Here is a 24,807-nt window from a genome sequence, read left to right as displayed (position 1 = left end):
CTTAAAAAATAATGCTGGCCGATTTCGACAGCAGCCAAATCACGGCAACCAGCAACACCACGCCGACCACGACGATGGCACCAAACTGGGTCCAGGTCGATTTGCCATCCCGCACTTCGGAAAAGGTTTCGACGGCGGCCGAGGCCACTTTAAAAAAAGCCACAGCGGAGAGGATCAACCGCCAATCACAATACCATCCTGCGCGTACCCTTTCGCCTGTCCCAGCAATCCGCCCCCGCCACCACTTTTGGGCGGTTCGATAGCCGGCAAATCCGCCCAGGCGGATTCACAGGAAAGGCAGCACAATAAAAGAAAGGCGTTTATTCTGGTCATCAGGTTTGTGCTGATACGCCGGCAGACGGTAAAAATTTGCTTCATATTGACTCTGTTCCTTTTCATTATGTTCGCTGCATTAACTGGCAAACATCCAGACAGCCACGACCAGTAATACCGCGGTTCGAAGGGCAAACTGGCTGAGGGTCTGATTACGCACTTTTTCATTCGCCCAGCCATGCCAGACATCCACCGCGGCCCAGGCCGCCCAGAAAAACAAGGTGGCCAGGAAAAACCCGACGCACACCAGATACAGAAAAGTGATATCAAAGTGCCCGGAGGCCACTTCAAAGGCATTGCGTTGTGCGTCAGTCATTGCGGGTTTTCCTGACGGTAATGGCCGGATAACGGGCCGGATTCATGGGGCTGGTCGCGGGAAGGCGTGAGGTAGTGATCGATACCGGCTTTGATGGTGTTGAGATCAGCCTGGATACGCTGATAATCAAAGTCATAACGAGGAAATTTTGACGTATCCGATTGCTTTTCTGTGATGCTGGCACGCTCCAGTGCTATCTGCACCTGCTCAATCAGACGCTTTGCACTCGCCAGTTCGTCTTTTTCGTCCGCCTGAGCCAGCGGCATACACCACACAGCCAGCCCCAGCAGGCAGGCAGAACAGGATATTGAAAAGCCACCGCGCATAAACACTCACCTTATGATGGGTTCCAAAATACCAAGGATGCAGCGTTTTTTACCTGCGATCAGCAATAAACTCTTTATGCTTTGGTGAAAATTAGCTAAATAGTCTGACTAACGTATTTAGCCAAGACTTAACCATGAAGAATAAAGGAAGTAATATGCTGCGGATTGATTTAAATGTCCCCGATGAAGAACACGAGAAGGCACGCAAATTGGGCGCACACTGGGATGCAGCCGCCCAAATCTGGTATATCGACGACCGTTTTGACCCGACCCCGTTTATGCACTGGTTACCGTTCTACAATGTGCATGCGGCCTTTTGGTATCTCGCCCAAACCCGGACGCTGTGCCCACAGTGCCATGAACACACCACCGTCACCGCATTTATGTTGCCTTCCGGGCATAAAATGCTGGAAACGGATGATGACGATGAAGAAGATGACGACGAAAACAACGCTGAAGTTGACTACTCAGAGCAGGACAGCCCGGCGTTTCTCTTTTATGTCGCCGATATTCCCACCACCGTACGCAACGTGTTATCTGGCTTTCACCACGCTTTGCGTAAAACAGTGGGGCGGCGAATACGCCGAACGCACTGGATAAATCACTGCGAACATTGTGGTGCACAACAGGATGATGCGGACATGTTTGCGGAAGTCGGTGGGGCATTTTTCCTTCCTCCAGAAAGGAAGCCGCCGCCATTCAGCTTCATCGTATCGACGAGCCTTTTATGGGCTATTGTCAGGATATCTCGCACCAGCGTTTTCATATTGATATGGAAAATACGGTGCTGAGCGCAAGCAAGGGCGCCTATACTGCCGGAGATTGGTTTGAATGGATGACGCAGGTAGTGAATGTGCCATCAAAATATCAGCATTAACCGGGAAGACTGACGCGCCGCTGTGCGGCTTGTCTGCTGACGATGGAATACAAAACAAAAATCCGTTTTGTATTCCATCATCCAGCGCCTCATATATATTTCTTAAACATTGAGGTTGTTATTACCACCGCCATACCCAGCACTATCGCCGCTGGCAACAATATCACCGTGGGATACACCACACTCGGCCAAGATAAATACAGCACACAGGGAATAGTGCAGGCCGGTTTAATTCCCCGTTTGGCATGATGATAAACAAAACTGGATTCATACCCTGCGCCATAACGGCGTAAATCCCGCCGTCCCAATCCGTCAACCAATGCGATTAAAATCACCATCATAAACAGCGGAACGGATAGCACCAGGATCGCCAGCCGGGTCAACGTGACCATCGTGATAAACATCGTAGCCAGCCAATATTCCTGTAAATAGCCCGATACGCCAAGTAATACCGCATTGAATTCACGCATAAAATCATTGCGGCTATTGAGCTGATATTGTCGCTGCCCCTGTATCCAGTGCATAAAACCACTGTCCACAAATAGCCATTGATAAGCCTGTGCCAGCCAGTTAGAGACCGTTTGTGAAGGTTCGGATAACAGCAGGCTCTGGGTAAATTCCGTGGATAAAAATTGCAGTTCGGTGTTCATCATCGTCTGGCTGTGGGAGGCACCCTCATTCTGCCAGAAAAAGTCATCCCGAGATATTCCAGTAACAGGCTGAATAGCCACGACATCACAATAAACCCAATGAGTTGCCACGGCCATTCCCATAACACACGATACAGCAGGCTGTGCTTACGCGGTGGTTGAGTGGATTGACGGGAAGCCGGTTCTGATTGTGCCATAAGCAGAAATTATCCTTTTTCTTCCCACCAGGCTTCACTGGTGCGGTAGTGCCGTCGCATCTGTTCGGCGATTTTCTGCAAACTTGCCGGCATCAGGGCATCATCGTCATCGCCGGTTGGCAAAGGCATGCGAATCTTCCACAACTGTCCGCCTTCCAATAATGCAAACGCCTGTCCTTTCGGCAGGTTAATCATCTCAGCCGGCGTCACCAGCGGTGTTTTGACCGTGCCAACCCTGTCCTGCGTGGACGAGGTGAAATCCTGCCCTTGTTCAACATCGGCAATATCGGAATGCCCTGAGACCAGGTCTTTACTGTAGATTTCCACTTCGGGCAACTGGCTGGTGAGCAGCTCTGCCGTCCGGTTATCCCGTACCCGCAGCATAATCAGGGTATTGAAGTTGCCTATCACCTGCGCCGTTTTGGCCGGGCTGCCGATACGGGCTTCAATATCCGAGGAGGTCTGGGTATAGGCCGTGACCTGCATACCGGCACCACCGCCTTTATTGATCAACGGGATAAACTCATCCCCATCAGTTCATTGAATTCGTCACAATGCAGGTTAATCGCCAGTTTTCCGTCCTGACGCACCGGCAACCCCGCATTCATACCGTACTTATAAATCTGCCCGGCCACACTGACCAAATCGGCAAACATGCTGTTGCCCACTGCCGAAGCCACATCGCTGTCAGATAACGCATCCAGCCCGATATAGACAATGCCGTTCTTGCGGATCACCTGTTCCCAGTCGAAAATCGGGCGTAAATCGGCCATATTGAGATAATCCGGTGATAACAGTTCTGCGATTTTTCCGGTGGTCAGTTTTTCCAGCAGAGGCAGTAGTGAGGCGACAATTTTATCAAAATAGGTGCGGTCATAACGCACAGCAGAGCGTAACCCGTCCAGAATGGGGTCATAGAGTTGTTTACCTGCGTCTGAACTTAGCGTGACTTCCATTGCCCAGAGCCGGAGTGCATCCGGCTGCCCCTGCATATTGCGCGGGATATCTTTTTCTTTCAGCTTGCCGAGGGTTTGATTGATTTGTTCCAGCAGCGCAGGCTGCCTGTCTGCCATCACTTTAGTGGCATAGAGCTGATACAGTTCGCTGATATTATTGACGTAACGCGTGATAAGCGTGTAATCCGGCCGGTGCCCCAGTGCCACTAACGCACGGGCGACAATATTGACAAACCGCCAGGCAAACTCCCGGAACGCCGCACTGTTGCCTTCGCCACTGAGTTGCCCCGCCAGACGGGAAGCGACTTCCGAGACCCGGCCAAACCGCCCGACCGCATTATAACGTGCCGAAATTTCCGGCCAGCCCAGATGAAAGAGGGAAAGTTCACTGCCACGACCTGCCCGGTGCGCTTCTGCCCAGATGCGTCTTAACAGATCGGCATCCCCTTTGGGATCAAAGACAATCACCACTTCGCCACGTCGGATATCCTGAGTTATCAGCAGTTCAGCCAGCCGGGTTTTTCCTACACGCGTGGTACCCATCACCAGGGTATGCCCAACGCGCTCACGCAGATCCATAAACACTTCCGCTTCCTGTGGTTCAATACCGTGGATCATGGAATTGCCCCCAACCGGAGGCAGTGGTCGCACCGGATTTAACGGGGAATCTTTGCGCAACAGATTTGACAATGCTGGCCAGCGGTATTCGGTTCGATGCTCCAGTAAACGGGCAAGCTGATAAACCTTAGAGGGTTGCACAAATCGTTCTACTTCCGGTCGCCGCGTATCCTGCAAACGCTGGGTATGCTTCTGCTGCCAACGAAAACCCCGGCCCAGAAACAGACGCTGATGGCTGACGGGGATCTGCTTTGTACTCATCTGATAACGCGGCAAGCGACGCAGGTTTCGGCGATAGCAGAGTACCTGTATGCCCTGCCACGTGCGTATGATCGCTAATACCGCAAAACCGCCTGCCATCACATAACTGAATGAGGGGGCCAGTGCGATAGCCCAGGGCGCTCTGATGCAGACAAACGCAGCAACGGCTGAGACCACCGCGGTATTCAGCTCGACGGCAGGACGTAACAGGGCTTCAACAACATAACGGCGGCTCATGGTGATAACTACTGAGAGAGCGCAGTTTCGGTGATTAACACCGGATAATGTCGCAGTTGCAAACGGCGAGCCAATTCCGAACCGGAAGCAGGCGATAACAAGACATCCGGCGCTAATGCCCGCAGTGACTGTAAGCCTGCCATTTCACTGACATTGACGACCAGCCCCACTGCATGCAATTGCGTAAGCCGGGCTGCATGCTGGCTTAGCCACTGACGTGAGTCGGGATCATCGCCAATCAAAAATAACGCTCCAATCCCCGGCAATTGCAGTGAGCGGTTTACCACTTTTCCCAGTGTCAGTTCCGGTGTGTTGACCGGCAACATGGCCGCTTCACCCGCCACTTCTGGCGAGAAATGGTGTGGTTGTGCAGAACGATAACCCGGCTGGGCATTAATGCTTTCATAGAAGGGCGAGGCATCTTTGCCGCCTAAATCGGCAATCACGTTCAGTTCGGCCTGGCAGGGAGTCATCCATAACAGACCGATAATGGGGAATACGCTCAGCCGTTTCATTGTAATGACGTGACCTGCCATCCTTGTTCCCCCTGTCGTAATAATACCGGCATCAATCCTTTACCAAACCGGAACCAGTATCCCGCATCATGATTCAGCGTGATTTGTCGGTTACGTACCTGTTCAACCGGAATACGATGTGCTTTAGCCCACTGCCGTAAGGTGTCATCATTACGTTGGCTGTCGACCAGATAGATATCCACCGGCTGCTTTGCCGCCAGCACTTCGGCCAAACGGGTGTCACATTGCGGGCAATCTTTGGTTCTGACAAACAGAGCCAGCCGACCGTTTGCTTCATGCGATTTTTCCATATTGACCGGCAAAACATCAGGAAACAGCCGCTGCCAGGCAGCATTCACTTCCCGCTGGAAACGCAGCTCTTTTTCAGTGCGGGAAAACTCTGACTTAACCCACTGTTCAGCATAACGGCGGCGCTCGACATCGTTTTCGGCTTCAATACCTAATGCGGTCAACGGATCAAGCCCCGGCGACCGGATACCCCGTGGCCCATTCATCAGGTGCTGATAACGCTGATATTCATCGGCACTTAATTGCCACTGTTCAGCCTGATTATTCAGGGATTGCGGCTGACTTTCTGTCGTTTGTGTCTGCTGCGAAGCTAACGGTGTCAGTGTTGCTGCCCATACCGAATTACTCAGCAACCATACCAATACACCGAGTCGCTGTAATTTCATCAATGCCCTCCCGATTGAGTATGTTTGACCGGAGTCGGGAGTTGATAACCCTGCCGTAAATGGTGGCAAACCACACGTTGCACCTCGTCCACTTCCAGTTGCCAGGCCGGGCCTGACATCACCTGCAATGCCGTGCGCAACCGGATGGGACCTAACTGCATGTGTACTGAAGGTAGCGGTTGACGATATAAAATGTCATTCTTCTTGTCAGGTGCACAGAGTGTGTAGCCGGACTGACGTAATGCATAACGCATCGCATCGGCAACAGAGGGATACTGGGAAGCGGGAATCTGAATATCAATCAATTGGGAAAGTGGGTCACGCTGGACTTCTGTCGGATCGGTACTCACCAGTAAATAGCGTCCGTAACGGACGACTTCAGGCATTTGCTGATAAATATCCGGTGAAACAGATTGAATGTTTCGTGTCAGCGTAACGGAAGAAAAGCTATTTTGGGAAGGCTGAGATAGCGGTTGTTTTACAGGGGCCGTGCATCCCGTCAGTATGACCGCGATTAAGCCGATTAACACAGTTATTTTCATGCCAAATAGGTTCCTGCTCAGTCGTAAAATAATCCTGACTATGCAAGGAACCTTGTGATGTATTCAATGAACAACTCAATTGTGTTTGCTGGAAATTAACATGCCGAAAAAGGTGTTATCACATTATTGTTTATATCAGCGCGTTATTCAGCCATTGGCTGGCTTTCATCAACGGGCTGACGTACTTTTCGCTCAATAAAATTACCGTAGTCATCGAAATAACGGCTGGGCCAGATTTCAGCGGGTTCCATTCCCAAACGGGTGGCGATGATCAGCTCTCCTTTAGGCCATGAACGAGACAGAGTATTTGCCAGTGTGGAAGAACTGAGTCCCGATTCGCGGGATAAAGCGGCGAGTGTCGTACCACGTTTGCGTAATGCACAAATAATTTCGGCTGGGTGCCAGTCTTTCTGAGTGTGAATCATCGTCATACCTGCTTCCCCTTCTGTTGATTATTGGTGGTAGTTCAGACAGGGTTAGCAATACCGGAGTTATCAGCCGGCGAGACCGAAGTCTCCCCTGCCTGAACCGCCATAGAAGGGACGATAACAGGCACACTGGTAGAAACTTCCTACCAGTGGATAACTTACGGGGTTGCTAATCCCCGACTATCGGATTTTGCCGATAGCTTTTTTACTTTAACCGATTGTGTTACCGGATTCAATAATTGAACATGTAAGTTTAACCCGTAAATTAAACTGTTTGAGTTACTGCTATAGCTCAAATAGAATACAGAACAATAATAAAGCGCTTATAATATACTCATATACCTAACTGGTTATGGTAATTTTGAAGCGTCGTAAAACGATATTCCAGGCTGTTAAGAACATGTTTATCCCTTTTTCTAACTGCTTTAATATATTTTTCTACGTACTTTTCAAATTTTTTTTTGATGAAAAATTCTTTTCCCTGAATATTTTTATGCTGCTCTGGCGGGATCAAAAATATTTCATCAGAAATATATTTTGGATTAATGATTAATAACGCTTTCGAGTAATCTAATCCTTTCCCTTTAATCCCTTTCTGGTTAGACTTTTGAGTAATATATGTTGCGTTATGTTTAATTGAAGTTCTCAATGGAATTGCAAAAGTTAATTGGTTGATGTTAATTACAACAATACCATGTCCGCGAGTTTTACCGGGCGTCCACTTTCCATCTTCATTATCAAGCGCTTGTATAAGATGAGAGTTCTCATCATAGAAGGCTTGATCTAATTTTCTTAATTTCATCCTGATCACTTTTGTCTGAAACAAAAAAAACCCCAGTTCAGGGGCTTTTTCTGGCAGTTAATTCTGTTTGGAGGCTTCTGTTTTTTACGTGGGGTTCTCCTACCACCACTGTACTTCTGTTTGGAGGCTTCTGTTTTTTACGTGGGACTCTCCTATCGCCACAAACTGCACTTATATAATACTGCCGATAGATGTTATTGTCAATATGATCATTTTCTTAGCAATCAGAATGAAGATTTAACCTTCACAAACGCAATGAAATCATATAACATATTGATTTAAATAAATTAATACAAACTTCATTGGGGTTATTTGTTTTTTTCTCTCCTTACTGGTGGGTTTAGAAGGCGGTTGCTGCTGTGCGGGCTGATGCCCAGCTTGTTGTACCGTCGTATTCTTTGTATAGCCACGGCTGCCCAACATCTGCATCGTGCCATTCACATTCACCACCACTTCGGTTGAATAGCGATCCTGTCCCTGATTATCCTGCCACTTGCGGGTTTGTAACTGGCCTTCAATGTAAACCTGAGTCCCTTTTTGCAGGTACTCCGCCGCGATTTCCGCTAATTTGCCAAAGATCACCACCCGGTGCCATTCGGTTTTCTCCCGAATTTCGCCAGTTTGTTTATCCCGCCAATTTTCTGAGGTCGCCAGTGACAGTGTTGCTACCGTGCCACCCGTAGGCAAGTAGCGGATTTCCGGATCTTGCCCCAGATGCCCCAGTAAAATGACCTTGTTTACTCCACGTGAAGACATACCCATTTCCTCTCTGTTACGATGACTGACGTTGTGTCCATTGCCCCTGCTTCAGGGCAAACTCCGCCTGTTCACGGTGGCAAAATATTCTACGGACTCACGGGAGCAGGGCACGCCGCCCTCTATTGTACCGATATAAAAGCCTGCACGGGTTTGCAACACCGTTAACGGTAATTGCTTATGACAATATTGCAGTGCCAGAATTCCAATGGGGGTGATACTCATATCTGTACCCTATTGTATTTGTTAAAAAGAGACTGCCCTGAAAACATTCAGGGCAAGTCAGTGGAGTAAATGATATCAGAATGAATTTTCTGCATATTCAGTTTGCGCAACACCGTTTTGTGGCGGCGTCGAATCGGATTGTTCGGCCTGATAGACCTTGTCCTGACCGATTTTAATCCAGTCCACCTTAATCAAACGGGCTTTCAGGCTGACGCGCTGTTCACCGGCATGATCCCCGCGTTTCAGGGTAAAAATATCGGTGGACGGGTTGCTTAATGTGAAGCCCAGCAACACTTTTTTGTCCTCATCTACCGATTTCTGGCAACGGGCAATCAGACTGGTCGCCTCCTTGCCGACCACAGTAATATCAAAACGCACATAGACCGGATTATCACTCGGGCCATTTAACGCATTGATCACGCAGCTCAGGAACGTACCATTGGCAGTGCTGACATGGCGGATATTATTCAAATAGCCGAGTCCCTTAATATTCAGATTGAAATAGTCATTTTTGGTTAACAAAGTTGTGTTCTCAGACATACGATTTTCTCCATGGAGGTAACAATAAGGAATGACGGAGAAAACCCTACTCCCTGACGGGAATGGTTTTTCCCGCCGGGCGTCAGACATATACGTTGCTGACGTTCTGATAAAGAATAATGAACCTTCATTGCCGTTGGATCGGCAATATCTGCTTTCAAAGGTGAGCAGATGTACCGCAGTCACGCGCTCCCTTTCAGGCTACGGGAGTTTTACAGCCACCCAAAGGCGATCGTTGCAGGCTCACCGATCATTTAAGAAACAGGGTGATTCTTAAAGCATCCGGTCTGAACGTCAATCAACAACCAGATCTTCAAACTTTCTGATTTGCCCGCCTGACCTTGCGCGATTGTGTTACCGCTTTGTCATTCAGCATGCCTTTACAGGCCGGATAATTCACGCAACCCCAGAACGGCGAGGTTTTTCCCTGCCGTTGTCGCATCCGGCTGCCACAGTTCGGGCAGGCCGGGGTTTTCGGCAACGTCAGATGAAGGGGTTGTGCCTTGCCCCGCTCAACTAAATGCAAAATCCACTGCGCCTGTTTTTGCATAAAAACCGCCAGCGATGCTTTGCCCTGCGCAATATCCTCCAGCGACTGCTCCCATAACGCCGTCATGCCCGGACTGGTCAGTACCTCCGGCAACCCGGCAATCAGTTCCTGTGCCAGTGGCGTTGACTGAATCGCTTTCTTTTTCCGCTCAATCAGCTGGCGTTTAAACAAGGTGTCCAGAATGCCGGCCCGGGTCGCTTCCGTACCCAACCCGGCACTTTCTCGCAAGACTTGTTTCAGTTGTGGATCACTGACCAGACTGGCGGCGTTTTTCATCGCGGCAATCAGCGTACCTTCAGTAAACGGTGCCGGCGGTTTGGTGTGGAGTGGCTGAATTTTTACCTCAATAATCTGACAGCGATCACCCTGATTAAGGGGCGGTAACGGTAAATCAACTTCCTGCTCTTCTTCCTTCTCATGCTCTCCCGTTCCATCTGCAAACAGCGCTTTCCAGCCCGTAACCACATTAACCCGACCTTTTACCCGGAATAATTGCCCGCCGATCTCCAGTGTTACCTCAGTCACATCGGTTTCCTGAGCAGGAAGAAACTGCGCCAGATAGTACTGACGGATAAGCTGATAAACCTTTAGCTCATCGGTCGTTAAGCGGGTGATATCAAAGATGTGACGCGTGGGAATAATGGCATGGTGGGCCGTAATTTTTTTGTCATTCCAGATGCGGGAAACACGTTGTTTATCCAACTGGCCGATAATGGTCTCCATAGCCGGGTCGGTTCGCGCCAGTGCTGTCAACACCACCGGAATATCGTCCTGCATGGACACAGGCAGATAGCCGCAATCCGTGCGCGGGTAAGTCGTGGCTTTATGGGTTTCATACAGAGACTGGGCAATCGCCAGCACCTGGCTCGCCCCCATGCCCCAGTGACGGGAAGCGGTCTGCTGCAACGTACCTAAATCAAAACACAGCGGGGGCGGGGTTTTCTCCCGTTTTTTGCTGGCTTCCATCACGGTGGCGTGTGTTGCCTGCTGACAACGTTGCTGCACGCCCTGCGCCACAGCCTCCCGGATACAGCGGTTCTCATCATCACAATCATTTTCTGAAGGCAACCATTTAGCCTGAAAGCGGACAGTGTCTTTTTCCAGCTTCGCCAGAACCTGCCAGTACGGTTTTGGCACAAACTGACTGATGGCCTTATCCCGGTTCACCACCAGTGCCAGTGTCGGAGTCTGCACCCGCCCGATGGACAACACCTCACCAAAGCCCAGTGCCTGTGCTTTCAGGGTATACAGTCGGGTCAGGTTGATGCCCGTCAGCCAGTCGGCCCGTGCCCGCCCCAGTCCGGCCTGATAGAGTGCTGCCGTTTGCTCACCCGGCAAGATGGCCGCCAGCGCCTGCCGGATGCTGGTTTCATCCAGAGCCGACAGCCACAGCCGCCTGACCGTGCCGGTGAAACGGCAATATTCCAGCAACTCACGGGCAATCACTTCGCCTTCACGGTCGGCATCGGTGGCAATAATCACCTCATCCACCTGTTTCAATAACTGCCGGATAACGGCAAATTGGTCAGCGGTCTCTTTTTTTACCGACCATTGCCATTGAGCGGGCAGCACCGGCAATACATCCATGCGCCACGGCGGAGCAAACTGCTCGCCATACTGTTCGGGCGCGGCTATCTCCAGTAAATGCCCGATGGCCCAGGTGACAATGATACGGGCACTGAAGAGAAATCCCTGCCCGCGCTGTCTTACCCCCAGGACTTTGGCAATGTCTTTGGCCTGAGAGGGCTTTTCACACAGATAAAGCTGCATCGCATCCCCTCCATTAATTTGGTTCAACCGAACGTAAAGGTGAAGAGAAAACCGAACGCAACTTGCCTGACAAAATATCGGGATGGGGTTCACCCAGCAGTTTAATCGCCTCAAGCCCGGCCGGCGTTTTTTCCGCAATATCATGCCGGGTGACCGCCAGTGAACGGTAGGAACGTACCATGCCGTAAATCTGACGAATGGCACGGCTGCCATTGTGCAGAAAGGCATCACGCTCTGCCCGTGAAATCAGCCCATAATGGAAAACCTGAAACGTTTTCATGGCGAGCTGGTCATAGCCAACCAGCAGCCAGACACAGCGATAGCCTAACGGAGAATGACTGTAAACCCCGATATTCAGCGGTTCGACAGAGGAAACGGCGGATAAGGTGATCTGTGGTGGGACGGCATTCAGGGTATCCTGCAAAATAGCCAGATTCTGCCTGAGATTGGCCGATGCGGCTTCTAACGCCTGTTCCAGCTTCACCAGCCAGACATCGGCATACGGATTATCCGCTGCGGAATCCACACTGATGTTGGCTGCACGTTTAATCACCTGCGGCATTCCGAGGATCTCCGTAACCTGATGTGTCTTGCTGATGTCTTCCCGTCGACGTCCCGCCCAGAGCCGGATCGCATAGTGGGTATGTAATTCAATCGATAACGAGGATGTTAAGACACCGGCGCGTAAACGCGGCTGAGATGCGGTTTTTTCTTCTGCATCAGACATGCACAAAAACTCCTGTTTGGCCTTGATAAGTCAGTCAAACTATTAAGGCAAAGGAGGCGGTGACTCAATGGATAACCAGTTATGGAACAAGAGGAAAAATCGACGGGATTGACTTGAGGTTAAAATCGATTATTTTTCAGGCAATGCTGGCACTGCCAGCATTGTATGATATTCATGCAACAATAAAAACAGAAGCGTCATACGACCTGATTTGATCGAAACATCATCGGGAATGAAGAAAAAGCAAAGTGCCATCCTGGCCAGGCTGTCGTTCCACAGCAAGTCTGCTCATCGTAAAAATGGTGATTTTTTAGTCAATGCTGGCACTGCCAGCAGTGTATGATATTCATACAACAATAAAAACAGAAGCGTCATACGACCTGATTTGATCGAAACATCATCGGGAATGAAGAAAAAGCAAAGTGCCATCCTGACCAGACTGTCTTTCCACAGGAAGTCTGCTCATGGTAAAAAGACGATTTTTTAGTCAGTGCTGGCAGTGCCAGCAGCGGGCGTTTTTTAATCAATAACATCGCGGTGATATTTTGCCAGCGTCAGCTTTTGACGGATGTCTTTCACTATGTTGCGGACATGGGCTTGTGAGGAAGGTGAAGCAGGACGCTCAACATGTTGGGTGAATTCAACTGGCTTCTTCGCAGCGGCAGGCGCGGTAACAACGGTTTCAGGTTGTCCATATAATTTTCCCTCCCGTGCCCGTTTCATCATCGCCAACAGCCAGCCGACCGGATTGCCGATTTTTCCGGCCTGTAACGCCTTATCCAGACAATTCAGCACGGTCTGCGCCTGTTCATCAGGCAACGCCTGCAGCTGGCTGTTCAGCATCGTCACCGCTTCCGGCTCCAGTTGTCGGCAAAGTCCCTCTGGCAGAAAAAGAGCGGACTGCGGGTCTGCTACGTATGTTTTTTTATTCACACCCTGTGTGAAAGAACGTACATAACGGTTCGGTTTAACGGGATCACTATAACACGTTGATTTAAGACTGAGTTCGGATACCGAATTCAGCACAGTGTGTTCCTTTTGCTGACTCAGTTCGGTTTCCGAACCCGGCTTTATATGACTGAGTTCGGTTAGCTGTTTTCCTTGTTGAAAGTTCTGGCGCATCACCCTTTGCTGCGGGGTCTGCACGGCATTCAGCCGTTCTTCCAGCAAACGGATATGGCTGTGACGATGGCGCATCAGCGGATCGTCTTTGATATCGGTCAGGACATCCCAGGCAGTCTGACTGATGGTGCGGTTTTTACTGCGACAGGCTTCCGCCACCGTATCCAGCCAGTGGGGATCGAGAATTTCAGCATCACGGCAGGTCAGCGGCTCATCGTGCTGCGCATAGATATTGCCCCGCACCCGTCCGTGTTCATCCCGGATACGCTTGCACAAACTCAGCCAGCCGGTGATTCGCAGCATCAGTAATACCCGGCTGACCGTTTCACGGGAGGCTTTACCTTTATAAGGCGAGGCCAGCAGTACCTGCAATTCGTCATAACTGGGGAAAACCGCCCCTTCATTTTGCTGCGCGTACAGGCGGATCATCATCCAGCCCGTTTTATCCAGCGGCGACAAACGATCATCCAGCAACAGACGGCGGGGATAGGCATCATGAATGTTGCCCATAAACAGCAGACCACTGCGCAGTTGTGAAACGTCATCGTCTGCGCGTTGTGCCAGACGCACTTTCATTTTGGCAACAGTGTGTGCAATTATGCTGTCTGCGGACAGGTTTATCATGATCCCTCTTCTCCGGCGTTAACCTGTAAAAATAATGTCAGGGCTGCACCCTGTAGCAAAGACAAGGTGCAGAATGACACGACTTCAATATTTACGATTTACGAATTTCATTGTTGTAGCGTTCATGGTGCATCAGTTCCCACGACTGCCCGTTATCGCGGCTTAACAGCCGCCAGAACAGCCCCACATTGATTTTCAGATACCCGGTGCCTTTTTCTTTCAGCCGGCTGTAATTGCGTTCGCCCCGCTGGTAGCACCTCACCTGATGTTGTGCCTTGCGGCGAAATGACAGCGGTGCCGTCAAGGGGACATGCAGGCCGGGCATCATTTCCGTTAATTTTCCTGACATCGTTTCCTTCATTCCCTGTTTTATGCCTGTTTTTTTACCGGCATCGCTTTACCACTCTGCTGCCAGTCCTTCACCGCACGCCAGACGGACGTCAGCGAGACCGCATGGTGTTCAGCCATCTCCATCATGAGATCCAGCCCTTCGGCACTGTCCGCATCGGCAATCGTTGCCGCCTGCCAGCGCTGCCACAGGTCACGATTTTCATCTTCCGTCAGTGGCGAGCCACGCCCCGGCCGGACTGCCATGCCAGCAATGCGTCGCCGGGCGGCGATTTCCAGACTGGACAGGCCAAAAAAATAGTGCATCAGTTCAATAGAGCCGCCTAATTCCAGTGCCCGGTCAATCCGTTTCATCCGCTGCTGCTCGATACGCGCCTGATGTAAGATGCGCACCAGATTGGCGTGATGAATATGAACGCTCAGCACCGACACCGGGCTGTTGCCTAAGTAATGCAAATCTTCAATCGTCAGGCGCTGCAACATCAGCATCTCTGAGGGTGCCAGACCCAATGCCTCACAACGGCGGATATAGCCGTTCTTCAAATCCATCACCAGCTGCATCAGCAGGCTGTTGGTGGCTTGCGATAAATGATTCATACACTTCCTCCACTATCAGGCCAGTCAAAACGCAATGAATGAACAACACACTGAAAAGCAGGCACCCCGCACCGACATCGCTATATCGTCAACGTCCCCGGTACAATTTCACGCTGAAGCTCACGCAAACGACGGATAACCCGGATAAGCCGCAGAAACTTCACGGTCTGGGTATCATCCAGCAGAGGCGATTCTTCCCGCCTGGCGGTACCAAGCAGAACAGCCGTCAGTGTCAGTTCACTGCTGTCAGCCGTGGTTTCTCCGGTCAGGGCGTGCAATAAACGCGAAAAAGGATGCGCTGCCTGCGCATTCACCAGACAAAAGCCAGCTGAACGGGCATCCGACACCGACAACAAATCGTGGTCACAGCCCATCACTTCGGCCAGTTCAAACGCCAGCCGGAACGCCATCCCTTGCAGATGCTCGACATCGTCCTGCATCGGGGAAATCTCCCAGACCGAACTGACCGGCTCCAGCCCGGTTTGGGCAAAGTGCAGGCATTCGGCCTCCGGAGCAGGCTGAGGCGATTCAGGCGGATTATCCTCGTTATCCGGCTGATAAGGCGGAAGCACCGGATTTTTTCGGGAGAGACGGATGCAGGCGTTTGTGCTTCCGACCGGGCGTGTTCTGGTTCCGGTGCCTGCACCTCATCAGTGGCGGGTTGAGAAACATTCCGCGGGTGCGATTCCCGGTTTGGCGCTCGAACCGGTGCCATGTTATGGGGTGCAGCAGAAACTGCCGGCCTGTATTCAAACGCGGTGGCCTGTTCGCCAAAGAGTTGTCTTCGATTGCTTTCTTTCGGATCTAATTCCAGTATCCAGCGGTCATAATTGAGTTGCGGGTGTGGCAGGGCCTGCAATAAATCGCCAATCAGCTCATCGCGAAACATCTCCGGCGACCAGGCTTCCAGTGCGTCAAACTTGCGGCAGCAGTTACCAAAGACTTCATCAAAGGTGACGGTGGATTCCGGGTTTATACTGGTCACATGCTGTTGCCAGACCGCCTCGGCATCCAGCCGCAAGGCCAGTAAAGGCCTTACCTGTGACGAACCCAGCCCGGATTCAGCAGATTAGGCATCCACGGGTACAGGTATTTCACAGTATGCTCCATCCGGCTGATGTGACCATCGACTGACAGGGAAACCCGCTTGACGCAACAGCGCTGACAATTCATTTTGCAGGGAGATTTTTTTGTTGCTGCGCTTCATAAATTGCCCTTGCCTTGCGGATACGCCCTGCGCTTTTTCAATAAAGCTGAGTTCACCCCGCAGCTCGTTTTCCGCCAGATGCCCGATCACACACTGCAATCGCCCCGGCCACGGTTTAAACAGGCAGTGAATGCGGTAAAAACGTTCATCGCCAGTCTCCTGCAACAGCTCGGACAAAATTTGGTAACGCGTATTCCCGCCATCACTGAAGATGTAAACCTCGTCACCGTCCGGATCACGGGTGACTTTCGGCACCGTATCCAGTCCACGGACTTTGATCGAGGCTTTGATATCGTCATAACGCGGGTTGCGGCTGGTACGGGGGTTATCCGGATTAGGGCGAAGTTGATCCAGCGTTAACACAATCGGCATTTCGGCCATCGGCTGACCATTATTAAGCATGGCCACGGCTTGCCGCCCCTGCTGTAACAAAGCGCTGCTTAAATTCAGTGTATTACGTCCCATCCTTTACCTCCCGCTGCCATCGAAATCCGAAAAACGGGTATATTGCGCCTCAAACCGTACACGTACTGTGCCAGTCGGTCCCTGACGCTGTTTGCCTATAATGATTTCGGCCATCCCCGCATCCGGGCTATCCTCGTGATAGACTTCATCGCGGTAAAGGTGCAGGATCAAATCCGCATCCTGCTCCAGTGAGCCGGAATCACGCAGATCGCCATTGTTGGGACGTTTATCGGCGCGGCCTTCCACCTGCCGGTTAAGCTGGGACAGCGCCAGTACCGGGCAATCCAATTCTTTGCCCAACGCTTTCAGGCTGCGGGAGATATCGGCAATTTCCTGTGTGCGGTTTTCCTGTCCGGGGGCACACATCAACTGGAGGTAATCCACCATAATCAAAGCAGGTTTGCCGTATTGGCGGGTATAACGGCGGGCCCGGGCGCGCAACAGCGCGGGGTCTGGTGACTGCAATCATCGATAATCAATCGTTGATCCCATTGAGCAAACTGATCCAGACTCTGGCTGATGCGTCCCCACTGTTCGTCGTCCAGCAGGCCACTGCGCAGCGCGGTTAATACCACGCCACCTTCCATGGCAGACAGACGCATCATCAGTTGTGAAGCCGGCATTTCCAGGCTGAAAATCTGTACCACCGCATCGTCTTGATGTCGCAACGCACCGAGACAACAGGCCAGCCCCAGTGCGGTTTTCCCCATGGAAGGACGGGCGGCCAGCAGGATAAGGTCCCCGGCTGTAAGCCACAGGTCATTTCATCCAGCGCCTGAAACCCGGTCGGTGTGCCGGTGATCCCGTTGCTGCCCTGTATGCGCTCCAGATGGGAAATCAGCGCCTCCGCCCCTTGCAGCAGAGTCACTGCCTGCTGTTGGCGGGCAGCGCCTTTTTCTGCCAGACTAAACAGCTGACTTTCTGCCTGCTCAATCAGCGTTTCAGCCTGTACATTCGGCTGAAAGACGTCAGCACGCAACGAGTTACCCAGCGCCAGCAACTGACGTAACTGGCTTTTTTCTGCCACCATGCGGGCGTATTCCACAATATTGGCGGCACTGGGCGTGTTTTTGCACACTTCGGCCACATACGCAAAGCCCCCCACACTGTCCAGACGCCCCTGATGTGCCAGTAAATCCGTCAGTGTCAACAGATCATACGGCGTATTTTTTTCTGTCAGCTCGGCCATAGCCTGAAACATTATTCGGTGTGCCGGAAAGAAAAAATCGTCAGGGGTGAGTAGCTGAACAAGGTCATCCCAGCGATCATTGTCCAGTATCAGTCCGCCAATCACGGAAACTTCCGCATAACCATTGCTGGGCTGCTCTTTGCTGACCATCTCTAAGAAATCATGATCCCTGTTCATTATCCGCCTCCCTGCTGACAAGAGTGAGCGCCCGCACTAACCGCTGTTGCAGACATGGAGAAGAAACCCAGAACAGTACTTCGTTGGCGGTTAAATACTGCGGCTTGCCATTTTCCCAGCCACACTCCAGCAGGGCCAAATCATCTGGTGTACCGGGCATCAGTGACAGCTCGCGCAATTCGTCTTCATGACGGGGACTGAAATGCTCGACTTTCTCAGGCGACACTTCCCAGATAATGGGTAATAATGTCTGGAATTTCGCCAGTGCCGCTTTACGATCCGGCGCATCGACAAACACAAACCATTCATCCTGTGTATCCGTAAAGGGTAATTCTGCATTGTCATAACAAAAACAGACGGCTCGCCAGATAACATTCATTGCGCGTTCCCCGTCGGTTGGTTGACCAGCACGGCATCAAATTTCGCTTGCCATTCAGGGAACAGTTCACAGGCCAGGCTGTGTATGGTCTGGGCAGCGGCGGGACTTTTACGGGGAGTTTTATACTCAAGACGATGAACGGGCTGGGCACGAACATGACCCAGTTTGTAGATATCCAGCAGATCTATTCGGGTGTTCAGCAACTGATAAACACACCTGCCGCCCAGCGCGGACGCATCATACCGTTGCTGTTCGATAATATCGGTCAGTTCATTGAGTGTATCTCTGTCCAGATTGGTGCCTTCAATGCCATTGGCCAGTATCTGAATCAGCGGCAGCTGAATACCGTAATTCTCAAAGGATTGCAGTCGGATCAGCATCCGCAACGTGCCGCGCAGAAACTCACGGACATCCGGCAGGATAGGTTTAATGATCCCCAGCACAAACTGAGTTGCAGTCAGTACTACCAGTTCCGTCATCACGCCGGTCGCGCCCTTGGAGTCGATGAGAATGACGTCATACTGATGAAACAGGGGATGTTGCAGAATATTACGCAGACGCAAGCGACCATCCGGGGCGTGCAGCATGGCTGTCGGCAGCAGCTCATCGGGATCATTGGAGACAATAATATCGAGATTATGGATCGTCGAACGCGAAATAATCTGATTCGATTCCTTCAGATCCACCGTCTGCATCAGCAATTCATACAAACCCGCCGGAGCTTCATAGTCCAGGTTAAAAATACTGCTGGCCGTGGGTTGTGAATAATCGGCATCAATCAGGAGAGTCTGTAGACCGGCATCAGCAAAAAAGCCAGCCAGATTCGCGGCATGGGTGGATTTACCTTCGCCACCTTTGGGGGAAATTATCGGAAGAATTATCATGTTGTACACTCAGTAGTTTGAGCGTACAAACCAATGCAAAAATCAACTGGTTACATTTTCTTAACTTTGGAGGGGATTGAAAGAGGTGAAAACTTCGCGGGATGCCAGTCCGGTATTAATCATCTTTTCATACCATATACCATCCATTGTTGATGCAGGGCAGTTCAGTCAATACCATCCTCCTGACTGAAAGCCGCCCTGTTCTTTTTAATCCGTTTTATTCCTTATCATCAGAACGATCGGTGTACAAACCCAATTCCCGCTCCAGCGTTTTGCCCGTTACTTCCATATCGAGATCAATGTACTCCATCGTGGTCGCGACATTACGATGCCCCAGTAATCTTTTTACCAACGGCAGGTTCCGATCCGGCGATTTCATCAATGTCGTGGCCACGGTATGACGAAAACGGTGGGGCGAGACCGCAAAATCACACTCTCTGGACAGCCGGCGAAAGAAAGAACGGAGCTGCTGTTTTTCCCGGTTGATATCATATTGGTAACGGGAAAGCCGGCTGGGGTGCGGCACACTTAACCGGCTGAGATCGAAAATCGGATCGTCGGCTTTAGCGCCGGCAGCCATCGCCCTTTCCACTAATTTTGCCAGCCGGGGTTTGAGCGGCGGGATAATCGGTACTTCCCATTCACTGTGGTTTTTACTGCCTTCCAGCCCCAGTTCAATATAATTGCTTTCCAGATTAATATCCCGCAGCCGCAGGTGCAGTAACTGGTTCTGGCGCATCCCCGTAAAGCGCAATGTCGCCAATACTGTTGACCAATACCAGGTCGGATACAGGGCGCAACGCCCTCCCCGTGGCATCACCCCGGTTCTTTCTTCTTCAGCAAACTTTCCCATCAACAGATTAATACGGGTTATCTGCGATTGACTCAAAATCTTCTTCTTTTTCTTCTCTTTTTTAACCACCGCATTGTTAAACGGGTTTTCGGTGTGGGGCAGCAGTTTTTGTTCCATGCCGAAATTAAAGATCGCCCGCAGGTGAGCCACCTTATTATTCCAGGTGTGGCTCGACTGTTTTTTCTCCACCAGAAGATGGCGCCGCCACCGCAGCACATCCCGGTGAATAACCTGCGCTGGTGAGGCCGCTTCCCCCATAAACTGGGTAAATCCCTTCGCCACTTTACGGTAACTCCACTCGGTATCCGGTCTCAGGATATGTGAAAAAAAGTACTCGTCTAATAATTCTTCCCAGCCCATTATTTCTTCTGTTCCGTGCATCATTTTTTCCTGTTATCAACAACCCAACCCGGCGGCTTTTCAATATAGAAAGCCGTTAATCATTCCGTTAAAATTAATTACAAACTAAAATTGTTTCATTGTTAATATCATGACGACTCATTCCCGGCAGGAGCAACATTTTCTGACGGCCTGCCTGTGCGTTTGCTTATTTTCAAATTGTTATCATTCTCATTTGCATTAATGAGCAATGAAACTTCATCATTGGATTGAAATAATGACAATAACGTCCGGGTATCGTCGGCCGTCGATGGAGAGGGACTTTTCATTTCACTTGTGGAGGCAGCCGATTGAGTTTCCGGCCTTGTACCAGCTTCGGAAGCCAGGGCAGTTTCGGCTGCCGTTGGCAACCCCCCCTGTTTCACTAGCGGGGAATGCACCTGCCCGGCTGCGTCCTGAAGCAACGCGTCAATCAGGGGGACGGAGGAGGGACGACCATTGAGGTGCAACATCAGGCAATGCCAGGCTTCCGGCACGGAAACCAGCCACATGATGGCTTTTTCCGGTAACAAACTGGCGGCCAGCAAGGCTTCCTGTGGCACCGTCAGGGCATTTTCCGGTGTGCGAAAGCGGAAACGAAAAGCGCTACCGGGGACACAGACACCCGGCTGCCAAAAATGCCCGTCATCCAGCTCCCCTTCCAGTTGCCGCAACAATGGCAGGTGATAAAACAACGCCATCCAGAACACGACGGCCTGCCATAACAGGCTCTGGGCGGCCTGTGTTTCCGGTGCCGCCCCCGGCGGTAACAGATGCCCTTTCGCCAGTCGCACGGCACAGGCGGTAAATTGCAGCGTCAGGTCAGCAAATCCCCCTGCTCCTGACCAGTCGCCATCCGGTGTGGCGGGCACCTGCTGCACACTGCCCAGCAATTGCTTCACCGGCGAGAGATAAAAACGCTGATACAACCCTTCGGGCAGGGCACTGTTTTGCCATAATTGCTGAAGACACTGACGGCGCAGTGGGGTGGTCAGTAACTCATCTACCGATTGTGGCCGGAAATAGCCCCGGCTGTCACGAATGGCTTCCGGTTGTTGTTCGGATGATTTTTGCGGTGTGGCAGACTGACGGGCAAAATGCGATTTAAAACGCTGAAACATGGCTTTTCCTCTTTCGGTTCAAATTGGGCCCAGTGTCGGTGAATCCCAGTCTGAAACAAGGAAAAACTCTTTTTGCGGAAATGAAAATTAAACTGATACGATTCATTCATTGACTCGCTTACTCAGTCATCTTAATTTCCATTATAAATCAATATATTAATATGATTTAAAAATAAAAAGCGCCCCGAAAGGCGCATTAGAGTAATAGGATAGAAGCTGAAAAAATTCAGGCGGCCTGTGGCTGTTGATGCGCCCGTAAACGGCTCGACCAGTTACCCAGATAGTGTGCCGGTGTGTAACGTGTCCGTTTGCTGCCGCCATCATGCAGGGCATCACCGATAGTCACCGCGGCCGGAATGCCGGTCAGGGAAAGCTGGACGTAAGCCATCACCGCGGCCAGCGGGTCAATATCAATCGCTGACACCCACAAACTGCATAACGGATCATGCCCCTGCTCTCTCAAGACGTCGGCAGCGGCCAGTGTCATACAGCCCGCCCCACAAGCCGGCTCGTACAGGGTCACAAAGGGTTTCTCCTGCAAGCGTGTGGAAACATCCTGCAACTGTATCTCCGCCATCATTCTGGCGACACTCCAGGGCGTAAAGAACTGCTGAAGGTGTTTATTCCCCAGCTCCAGCCGCATAAACACCGTGCCGAGAAAATCGCCGGGCGCTTCTGCCAGTGCCAGCACGGCAGTGGAAAAGAGTTTTACAATCCGGTCAACATCTTCCCGCGCATATTTCCTGATGGTTTTCAGGTAAAACTGCTCCAGTTCCTCACTGAAACAATATTTATTGTGAATGGCCGCCATTGCGCAGTGACAAAAATCCCGGAAGACCTGATAACGAGGCTGATAGCGGGCGGTTTGATTAAACAGCGAGATAAATTCCTGTTGGTAATCGGTACGAGACGCCATGGCGTGTTTTCCTTGTCGCATAAAAATAGGGAAAACACGTTCCGAAAGGGGAGCCTGTTTTCCCCTTTCGGTTGAAGTGAAGATAAAAAAGTAACTTAATGATGAGCTAAACAAATGGCTATTGCCCGACCGCGATGGCCGGCACGGGCAGGTTCACCGCCCGCTTTTCCTCGTTGACCAGATAAAGCGCGGGCCGGTTCTCCCGTCCTGACAGCCCGTTACCACTGTCCACATGCTTGCCCTGGTCATAGCAATCGTAGCCTTTGAGTTGACCTGACGATTCGCTGTACCAGTGCCGGATTTCACAGTCAAACACCGATGACAGCTCGCCCATCAGTTCGGCCGACGGCGGTGCCCAGGGGGAGTCAAACCGCACGGTCAGGCTGCTGACATGGCGGCGCTCCCAGCGGACATGATGACCGAACGGCCACTCCAGACCGTATTGCTCACCGTAAAACTGCACAGTACTGGCAATGCCTTTCAGCAACCCACTGTTACCGTTAATCTCACAGGCCAGTCGGGTCGGCATCATCATCAGCATATCGCAGGGTTGCGCCGCTGCCGGGTACGTATTCAGTTTATCCCAGCAGGCACCAATATCAGGCGTCTCAGACCAGCTCACCATCCCAAACCAGTCGGTATACTGGCGGGTCAGCAGAGAAGCCATGATGTCACGCGCCGGCGCCGGTACATTCTCCCAGCGCAGCAGGCTGAGACCCGACTGGCGGTACAGGTTATCGATACGTTTAATGTTGTCACTGTTTAACGGCACATTGTCCTGCAACAGCATCAGCCACTGTTCAAACGCCAGATGCTGCGCCGTCGGGGCCGCCGTCCCCCGTACCAGTTCCGGATACGGGGCATAAGTCTGGGGTTTGGTGGGTTTCAGTATCCCGGCGCACCCGGCCAGAAACAGCCGCAGACTCTGCAAGACTGCCTGACGGTAACGGGGCGCTTCTTCGCCACAGACCCATTGCTGCATCACATCGATACAAACGGATTTGCCGGTGATGTCCAGTTGATTCGTGATCCACTCTGCCATGGTTAAGTTCCTCTTGATTGATAATGTTAAATAAAGGAGGAACTGTCCCGGCGGGGAGTCAGTTCCCCCGTTGGGTAAGTAAAAAAGGATTTAGTGACTATCCGGTTTGAAAACATCAGCCAGCTGACTGTCGAAAATGACCATCAGTTCGTCATGCACCTCCAGGTAAGGCGTACTGTGCGTGATGACCGGAGCATTCAGCCGGGTTAAATCGTACTTATCGACTAATTCGTTAATGGCCTCAGAGGGCCGGATGCCGTTTTGTATCAGTTCAGCGACCGTGTCTGTTTCACACAGCGCCGTGTCCTCCAGGTTCAGGCCAAAATGCCGCTTCAGCAGCGTACCGGCAATCACCTGCCAGACGGTTAAACGTAAAGGTGCCATAGTCATACCTCATGGGTTAAACGCTGACTGTCGTGCCGTGCCGGAGAATATCCTGCACTTCACGGCACTGTTGGTAACAGGGCGAAACCGCATGCAGCGACAATAAATGCGCCTTATGCCATAATGCCCGGGCAGCCTCTGTATTCTGCCACCCCTGCTCAAGCACGGCTGACTGACACAACTGCTGCTGTTGCTTTTCCAGTGACAGGCGTTCTGATGCCCGTGTCACCGGCTGCGCCCAGACAATCTCGTCATAAAACCGGCCACCGAGCACTTTTCTGTCCCCGGCGTCATAAATCATCACGGTCAGCGGGGAAAAAACGCCCTGCGTTTGATGAGATAACGTTTCCGGCACCGGCCAGTCACCCAGTAAATGGATAACTTTCAGGCGCTGCACCGCTTCGGTTACCGAGGCCGCTTCGCACACGGCCAGGGTTTCTTCCCGCAGTGATTGCCTCGCTTGCGGGTGTTGCATCAGGCCGGTGACCTGTACGGTAAAAATGTCTTCATGGAATGTCGTACCGGCTTCATCTGATGCCGGTAAAAAAATCGGGTTCATCGGTATTTCCTTGATTGAATGTCAAATAAAGAAAACACCCGCCCGATATCAGGAAGGTGTTTTCGGCTCCCTGGTCAGGCGCTTAAGAAAAGGGTTAACAGCATCATGGGCTGATAACGTTAGTGAGAGTGATTATTTTGATTTTCGATTAATGACGGGCTGATAAAGTCCTCGTGGGGTCCCAATGTCATGACTGACCCTATCAGAGCGTTTTCCGGATGCTGATTCACATATTCCCGCA

The 24,807-nt window shown here is 51.3% G+C and carries 26 protein-coding genes and 5 pseudogenes; 3 read left to right on the top strand and 28 right to left on the bottom strand.

The window, feature by feature from the left end; all coding sequences use genetic code 11:
- Window position 1 precedes the first annotated feature (1 nt).
- From AAC852_RS14085 to AAC852_RS14075, 3 genes and pseudogenes are all read right to left on the bottom strand, one after another.
- Window positions 2-333, bottom strand: a pseudogene (locus tag AAC852_RS14085) (TIGR03745 family integrating conjugative element membrane protein).
- Between the two features lie 79 nt (window positions 334-412).
- Window positions 413-649 (bottom strand): TIGR03758 family integrating conjugative element protein, encoded by a 237-nt coding sequence (locus tag AAC852_RS14080; protein WP_047684760.1) that lies wholly within the window; start codon window positions 647-649, stop codon window positions 413-415.
- A complete protein-coding gene (locus AAC852_RS14075) occupies window positions 646-975 on the bottom strand; it encodes an integrative conjugative element protein, RAQPRD family (RefSeq protein ID WP_340621556.1) in 330 nt (109 codons plus the stop codon). The genes AAC852_RS14080 and AAC852_RS14075 overlap by 4 nt, the downstream gene beginning before the upstream one ends.
- Before the next feature lie 155 nt (window positions 976-1,130).
- Between AAC852_RS14075 and AAC852_RS14070 the strand changes: the two genes are divergently transcribed.
- Window positions 1,131-1,766, top strand: coding sequence for a DUF5710 domain-containing protein (locus AAC852_RS14070; protein WP_340621555.1), 636 nt, complete (start codon window positions 1,131-1,133; stop codon window positions 1,764-1,766).
- A 175-nt stretch (window positions 1,767-1,941) separates the two neighbouring features.
- On the opposite strand, the pseudogene AAC852_RS14065 reads toward AAC852_RS14070, so the two are convergent.
- The 10 genes and pseudogenes from AAC852_RS14065 to AAC852_RS14020 form a co-directional block, all read right to left on the bottom strand.
- A pseudogene (locus AAC852_RS14065) lies at window positions 1,942-2,699 on the bottom strand (TIGR03747 family integrating conjugative element membrane protein).
- 9 nt (window positions 2,700-2,708) lie between these two features.
- Window positions 2,709-4,771: pseudogene (gene traD / locus AAC852_RS14060) on the bottom strand (type IV conjugative transfer system coupling protein TraD).
- 8 nt (window positions 4,772-4,779) lie between these two features.
- Complete coding sequence (locus AAC852_RS14055) at window positions 4,780-5,307, bottom strand: integrating conjugative element protein (RefSeq protein ID WP_340621554.1); 528 nt, start codon at window positions 5,305-5,307, stop codon at window positions 4,780-4,782.
- Entirely contained in the window at window positions 5,283-5,981 is a 699-nt protein-coding gene (locus AAC852_RS14050) for a TIGR03759 family integrating conjugative element protein (RefSeq protein WP_340621553.1), read from the bottom strand. The genes AAC852_RS14055 and AAC852_RS14050 overlap by 25 nt, the downstream gene beginning before the upstream one ends.
- Window positions 5,981-6,523 carry a PFGI-1 class ICE element type IV pilus protein PilL2 gene (pilL2, locus tag AAC852_RS14045; protein WP_340621552.1) on the bottom strand — a complete coding sequence of 181 codons (543 nt, stop codon included), beginning with the start codon at window positions 6,521-6,523 and terminating at the stop codon, window positions 5,981-5,983. The genes AAC852_RS14050 and pilL2 overlap by 1 nt, the downstream gene beginning before the upstream one ends.
- Before the next feature lie 143 nt (window positions 6,524-6,666).
- Window positions 6,667-6,954, bottom strand: a complete 288-nt coding sequence (locus tag AAC852_RS14040; RefSeq protein ID WP_340621551.1) for a helix-turn-helix domain-containing protein — start codon at window positions 6,952-6,954, stop codon at window positions 6,667-6,669.
- A 331-nt stretch (window positions 6,955-7,285) separates the two neighbouring features.
- A complete protein-coding gene (gene tenpIN, locus AAC852_RS14035; protein ID WP_340621550.1) occupies window positions 7,286-7,753 on the bottom strand; it encodes a type III toxin-antitoxin system TenpIN family toxin in 468 nt (155 codons plus the stop codon).
- Window positions 7,754-8,014: 261 nt separating this feature from the next.
- Window positions 8,015-8,509: a single-stranded DNA-binding protein gene (gene ssb / locus AAC852_RS14030; RefSeq protein WP_340621549.1), complete on the bottom strand. Its 495-nt coding sequence runs from the start codon at window positions 8,507-8,509 to the stop codon at window positions 8,015-8,017.
- 51 nt (window positions 8,510-8,560) lie between these two features.
- The gene (locus AAC852_RS14025) at window positions 8,561-8,734 is read right to left on the bottom strand and encodes a hypothetical protein (protein ID WP_422824304.1); all 174 of its coding nucleotides are present in this window, start codon (window positions 8,732-8,734) and stop codon (window positions 8,561-8,563) included.
- Window positions 8,735-8,809: 75 nt separating this feature from the next.
- Window positions 8,810-9,274, bottom strand: a complete 465-nt coding sequence (locus AAC852_RS14020; protein ID WP_340621548.1) for an STY4534 family ICE replication protein — start codon at window positions 9,272-9,274, stop codon at window positions 8,810-8,812.
- Between the two features lie 31 nt (window positions 9,275-9,305).
- Between AAC852_RS14020 and AAC852_RS14015 the strand changes: the two genes are divergently transcribed.
- Window positions 9,306-9,551, top strand: a complete 246-nt coding sequence (locus tag AAC852_RS14015; RefSeq protein ID WP_340621547.1) for a hypothetical protein — start codon at window positions 9,306-9,308, stop codon at window positions 9,549-9,551.
- Window positions 9,552-9,587: 36 nt separating this feature from the next.
- On the opposite strand, the gene AAC852_RS14010 is transcribed toward AAC852_RS14015, so the two are convergent.
- On the bottom strand, window positions 9,588-11,594 hold the full coding sequence (locus AAC852_RS14010; protein WP_340621546.1) for a DNA topoisomerase III: 2,007 nt from the start codon (window positions 11,592-11,594) through the stop codon (window positions 9,588-9,590).
- 13 nt (window positions 11,595-11,607) lie between these two features.
- Window positions 11,608-12,321: a PFL_4669 family integrating conjugative element protein gene (locus AAC852_RS14005; protein ID WP_340621545.1), complete on the bottom strand. Its 714-nt coding sequence runs from the start codon at window positions 12,319-12,321 to the stop codon at window positions 11,608-11,610.
- A gap of 59 nt (window positions 12,322-12,380) precedes the next feature.
- On the opposite strand from AAC852_RS14005, the gene AAC852_RS14000 reads away from it, so the two are divergent.
- Window positions 12,381-12,536, top strand: coding sequence for a hypothetical protein (locus AAC852_RS14000; RefSeq protein ID WP_340621544.1), 156 nt, complete (start codon window positions 12,381-12,383; stop codon window positions 12,534-12,536).
- A gap of 304 nt (window positions 12,537-12,840) precedes the next feature.
- Here the strand turns inward: AAC852_RS14000 and AAC852_RS13995 are convergent, their stop codons facing one another.
- From AAC852_RS13995 to AAC852_RS13930, 13 genes and pseudogenes are all read right to left on the bottom strand, one after another.
- Window positions 12,841-14,067, bottom strand: a complete 1,227-nt coding sequence (locus tag AAC852_RS13995) for an STY4528 family pathogenicity island replication protein (protein WP_340621543.1) — start codon at window positions 14,065-14,067, stop codon at window positions 12,841-12,843.
- Between the two features lie 91 nt (window positions 14,068-14,158).
- A complete protein-coding gene (locus AAC852_RS13990) occupies window positions 14,159-14,416 on the bottom strand; it encodes a ParE family toxin-like protein (protein WP_047683990.1) in 258 nt (85 codons plus the stop codon).
- Between the two features lie 20 nt (window positions 14,417-14,436).
- A complete protein-coding gene (locus AAC852_RS13985; protein WP_047683987.1) occupies window positions 14,437-15,012 on the bottom strand; it encodes a DUF2857 domain-containing protein in 576 nt (191 codons plus the stop codon).
- Window positions 15,013-15,092: 80 nt separating this feature from the next.
- Window positions 15,093-16,684: pseudogene (locus tag AAC852_RS20045) on the bottom strand (ParB family protein).
- Between the two features lie 3 nt (window positions 16,685-16,687).
- Window positions 16,688-18,050 (bottom strand): annotated as a pseudogene (dnaB-PI, locus tag AAC852_RS13970) (SPI-7-type island replicative DNA helicase).
- Window positions 18,034-18,429, bottom strand: coding sequence for a hypothetical protein (locus AAC852_RS13965; RefSeq protein WP_340621541.1), 396 nt, complete (start codon window positions 18,427-18,429; stop codon window positions 18,034-18,036). Before AAC852_RS13965 ends, dnaB-PI begins: the two are co-directional and overlap by 17 nt.
- Window positions 18,426-19,313 (bottom strand): ParA family protein, encoded by an 888-nt coding sequence (locus tag AAC852_RS13960; protein WP_340621540.1) that lies wholly within the window; start codon window positions 19,311-19,313, stop codon window positions 18,426-18,428. The genes AAC852_RS13965 and AAC852_RS13960 overlap by 4 nt, the downstream gene beginning before the upstream one ends.
- A 217-nt stretch (window positions 19,314-19,530) precedes the next feature.
- Complete coding sequence (locus AAC852_RS13955; RefSeq protein ID WP_340621539.1) at window positions 19,531-20,547, bottom strand: tyrosine-type recombinase/integrase; 1,017 nt, start codon at window positions 20,545-20,547, stop codon at window positions 19,531-19,533.
- Window positions 20,548-20,654: 107 nt separating this feature from the next.
- Window positions 20,655-21,665 (bottom strand): TraI domain-containing protein, encoded by a 1,011-nt coding sequence (locus AAC852_RS13950; protein WP_340621538.1) that lies wholly within the window; start codon window positions 21,663-21,665, stop codon window positions 20,655-20,657.
- Window positions 21,666-21,891: 226 nt separating this feature from the next.
- Window positions 21,892-22,581, bottom strand: a complete 690-nt coding sequence (locus AAC852_RS13945) for an N-6 DNA methylase (RefSeq protein ID WP_340621537.1) — start codon at window positions 22,579-22,581, stop codon at window positions 21,892-21,894.
- A 118-nt stretch (window positions 22,582-22,699) separates the two neighbouring features.
- Window positions 22,700-23,623 (bottom strand): DUF1281 domain-containing protein, encoded by a 924-nt coding sequence (locus AAC852_RS13940; RefSeq protein ID WP_340621536.1) that lies wholly within the window; start codon window positions 23,621-23,623, stop codon window positions 22,700-22,702.
- A gap of 90 nt (window positions 23,624-23,713) precedes the next feature.
- Window positions 23,714-24,007, bottom strand: a complete 294-nt coding sequence (locus tag AAC852_RS13935) for a TA system toxin CbtA family protein (RefSeq protein ID WP_340621491.1) — start codon at window positions 24,005-24,007, stop codon at window positions 23,714-23,716.
- A 16-nt stretch (window positions 24,008-24,023) separates the two neighbouring features.
- Complete coding sequence (locus tag AAC852_RS13930; RefSeq protein ID WP_340621535.1) at window positions 24,024-24,566, bottom strand: hypothetical protein; 543 nt, start codon at window positions 24,564-24,566, stop codon at window positions 24,024-24,026.
- Between the last annotated feature and the right edge of the window lie 241 nt (window positions 24,567-24,807).

This window comes from Xenorhabdus siamensis (genome assembly GCF_037996745.1).
Classification (GTDB): Bacteria; Pseudomonadota; Gammaproteobacteria; order Enterobacterales; family Enterobacteriaceae; genus Xenorhabdus; species Xenorhabdus indica.
This window is presented reverse-complemented; position numbering and strand designations above follow the sequence as displayed.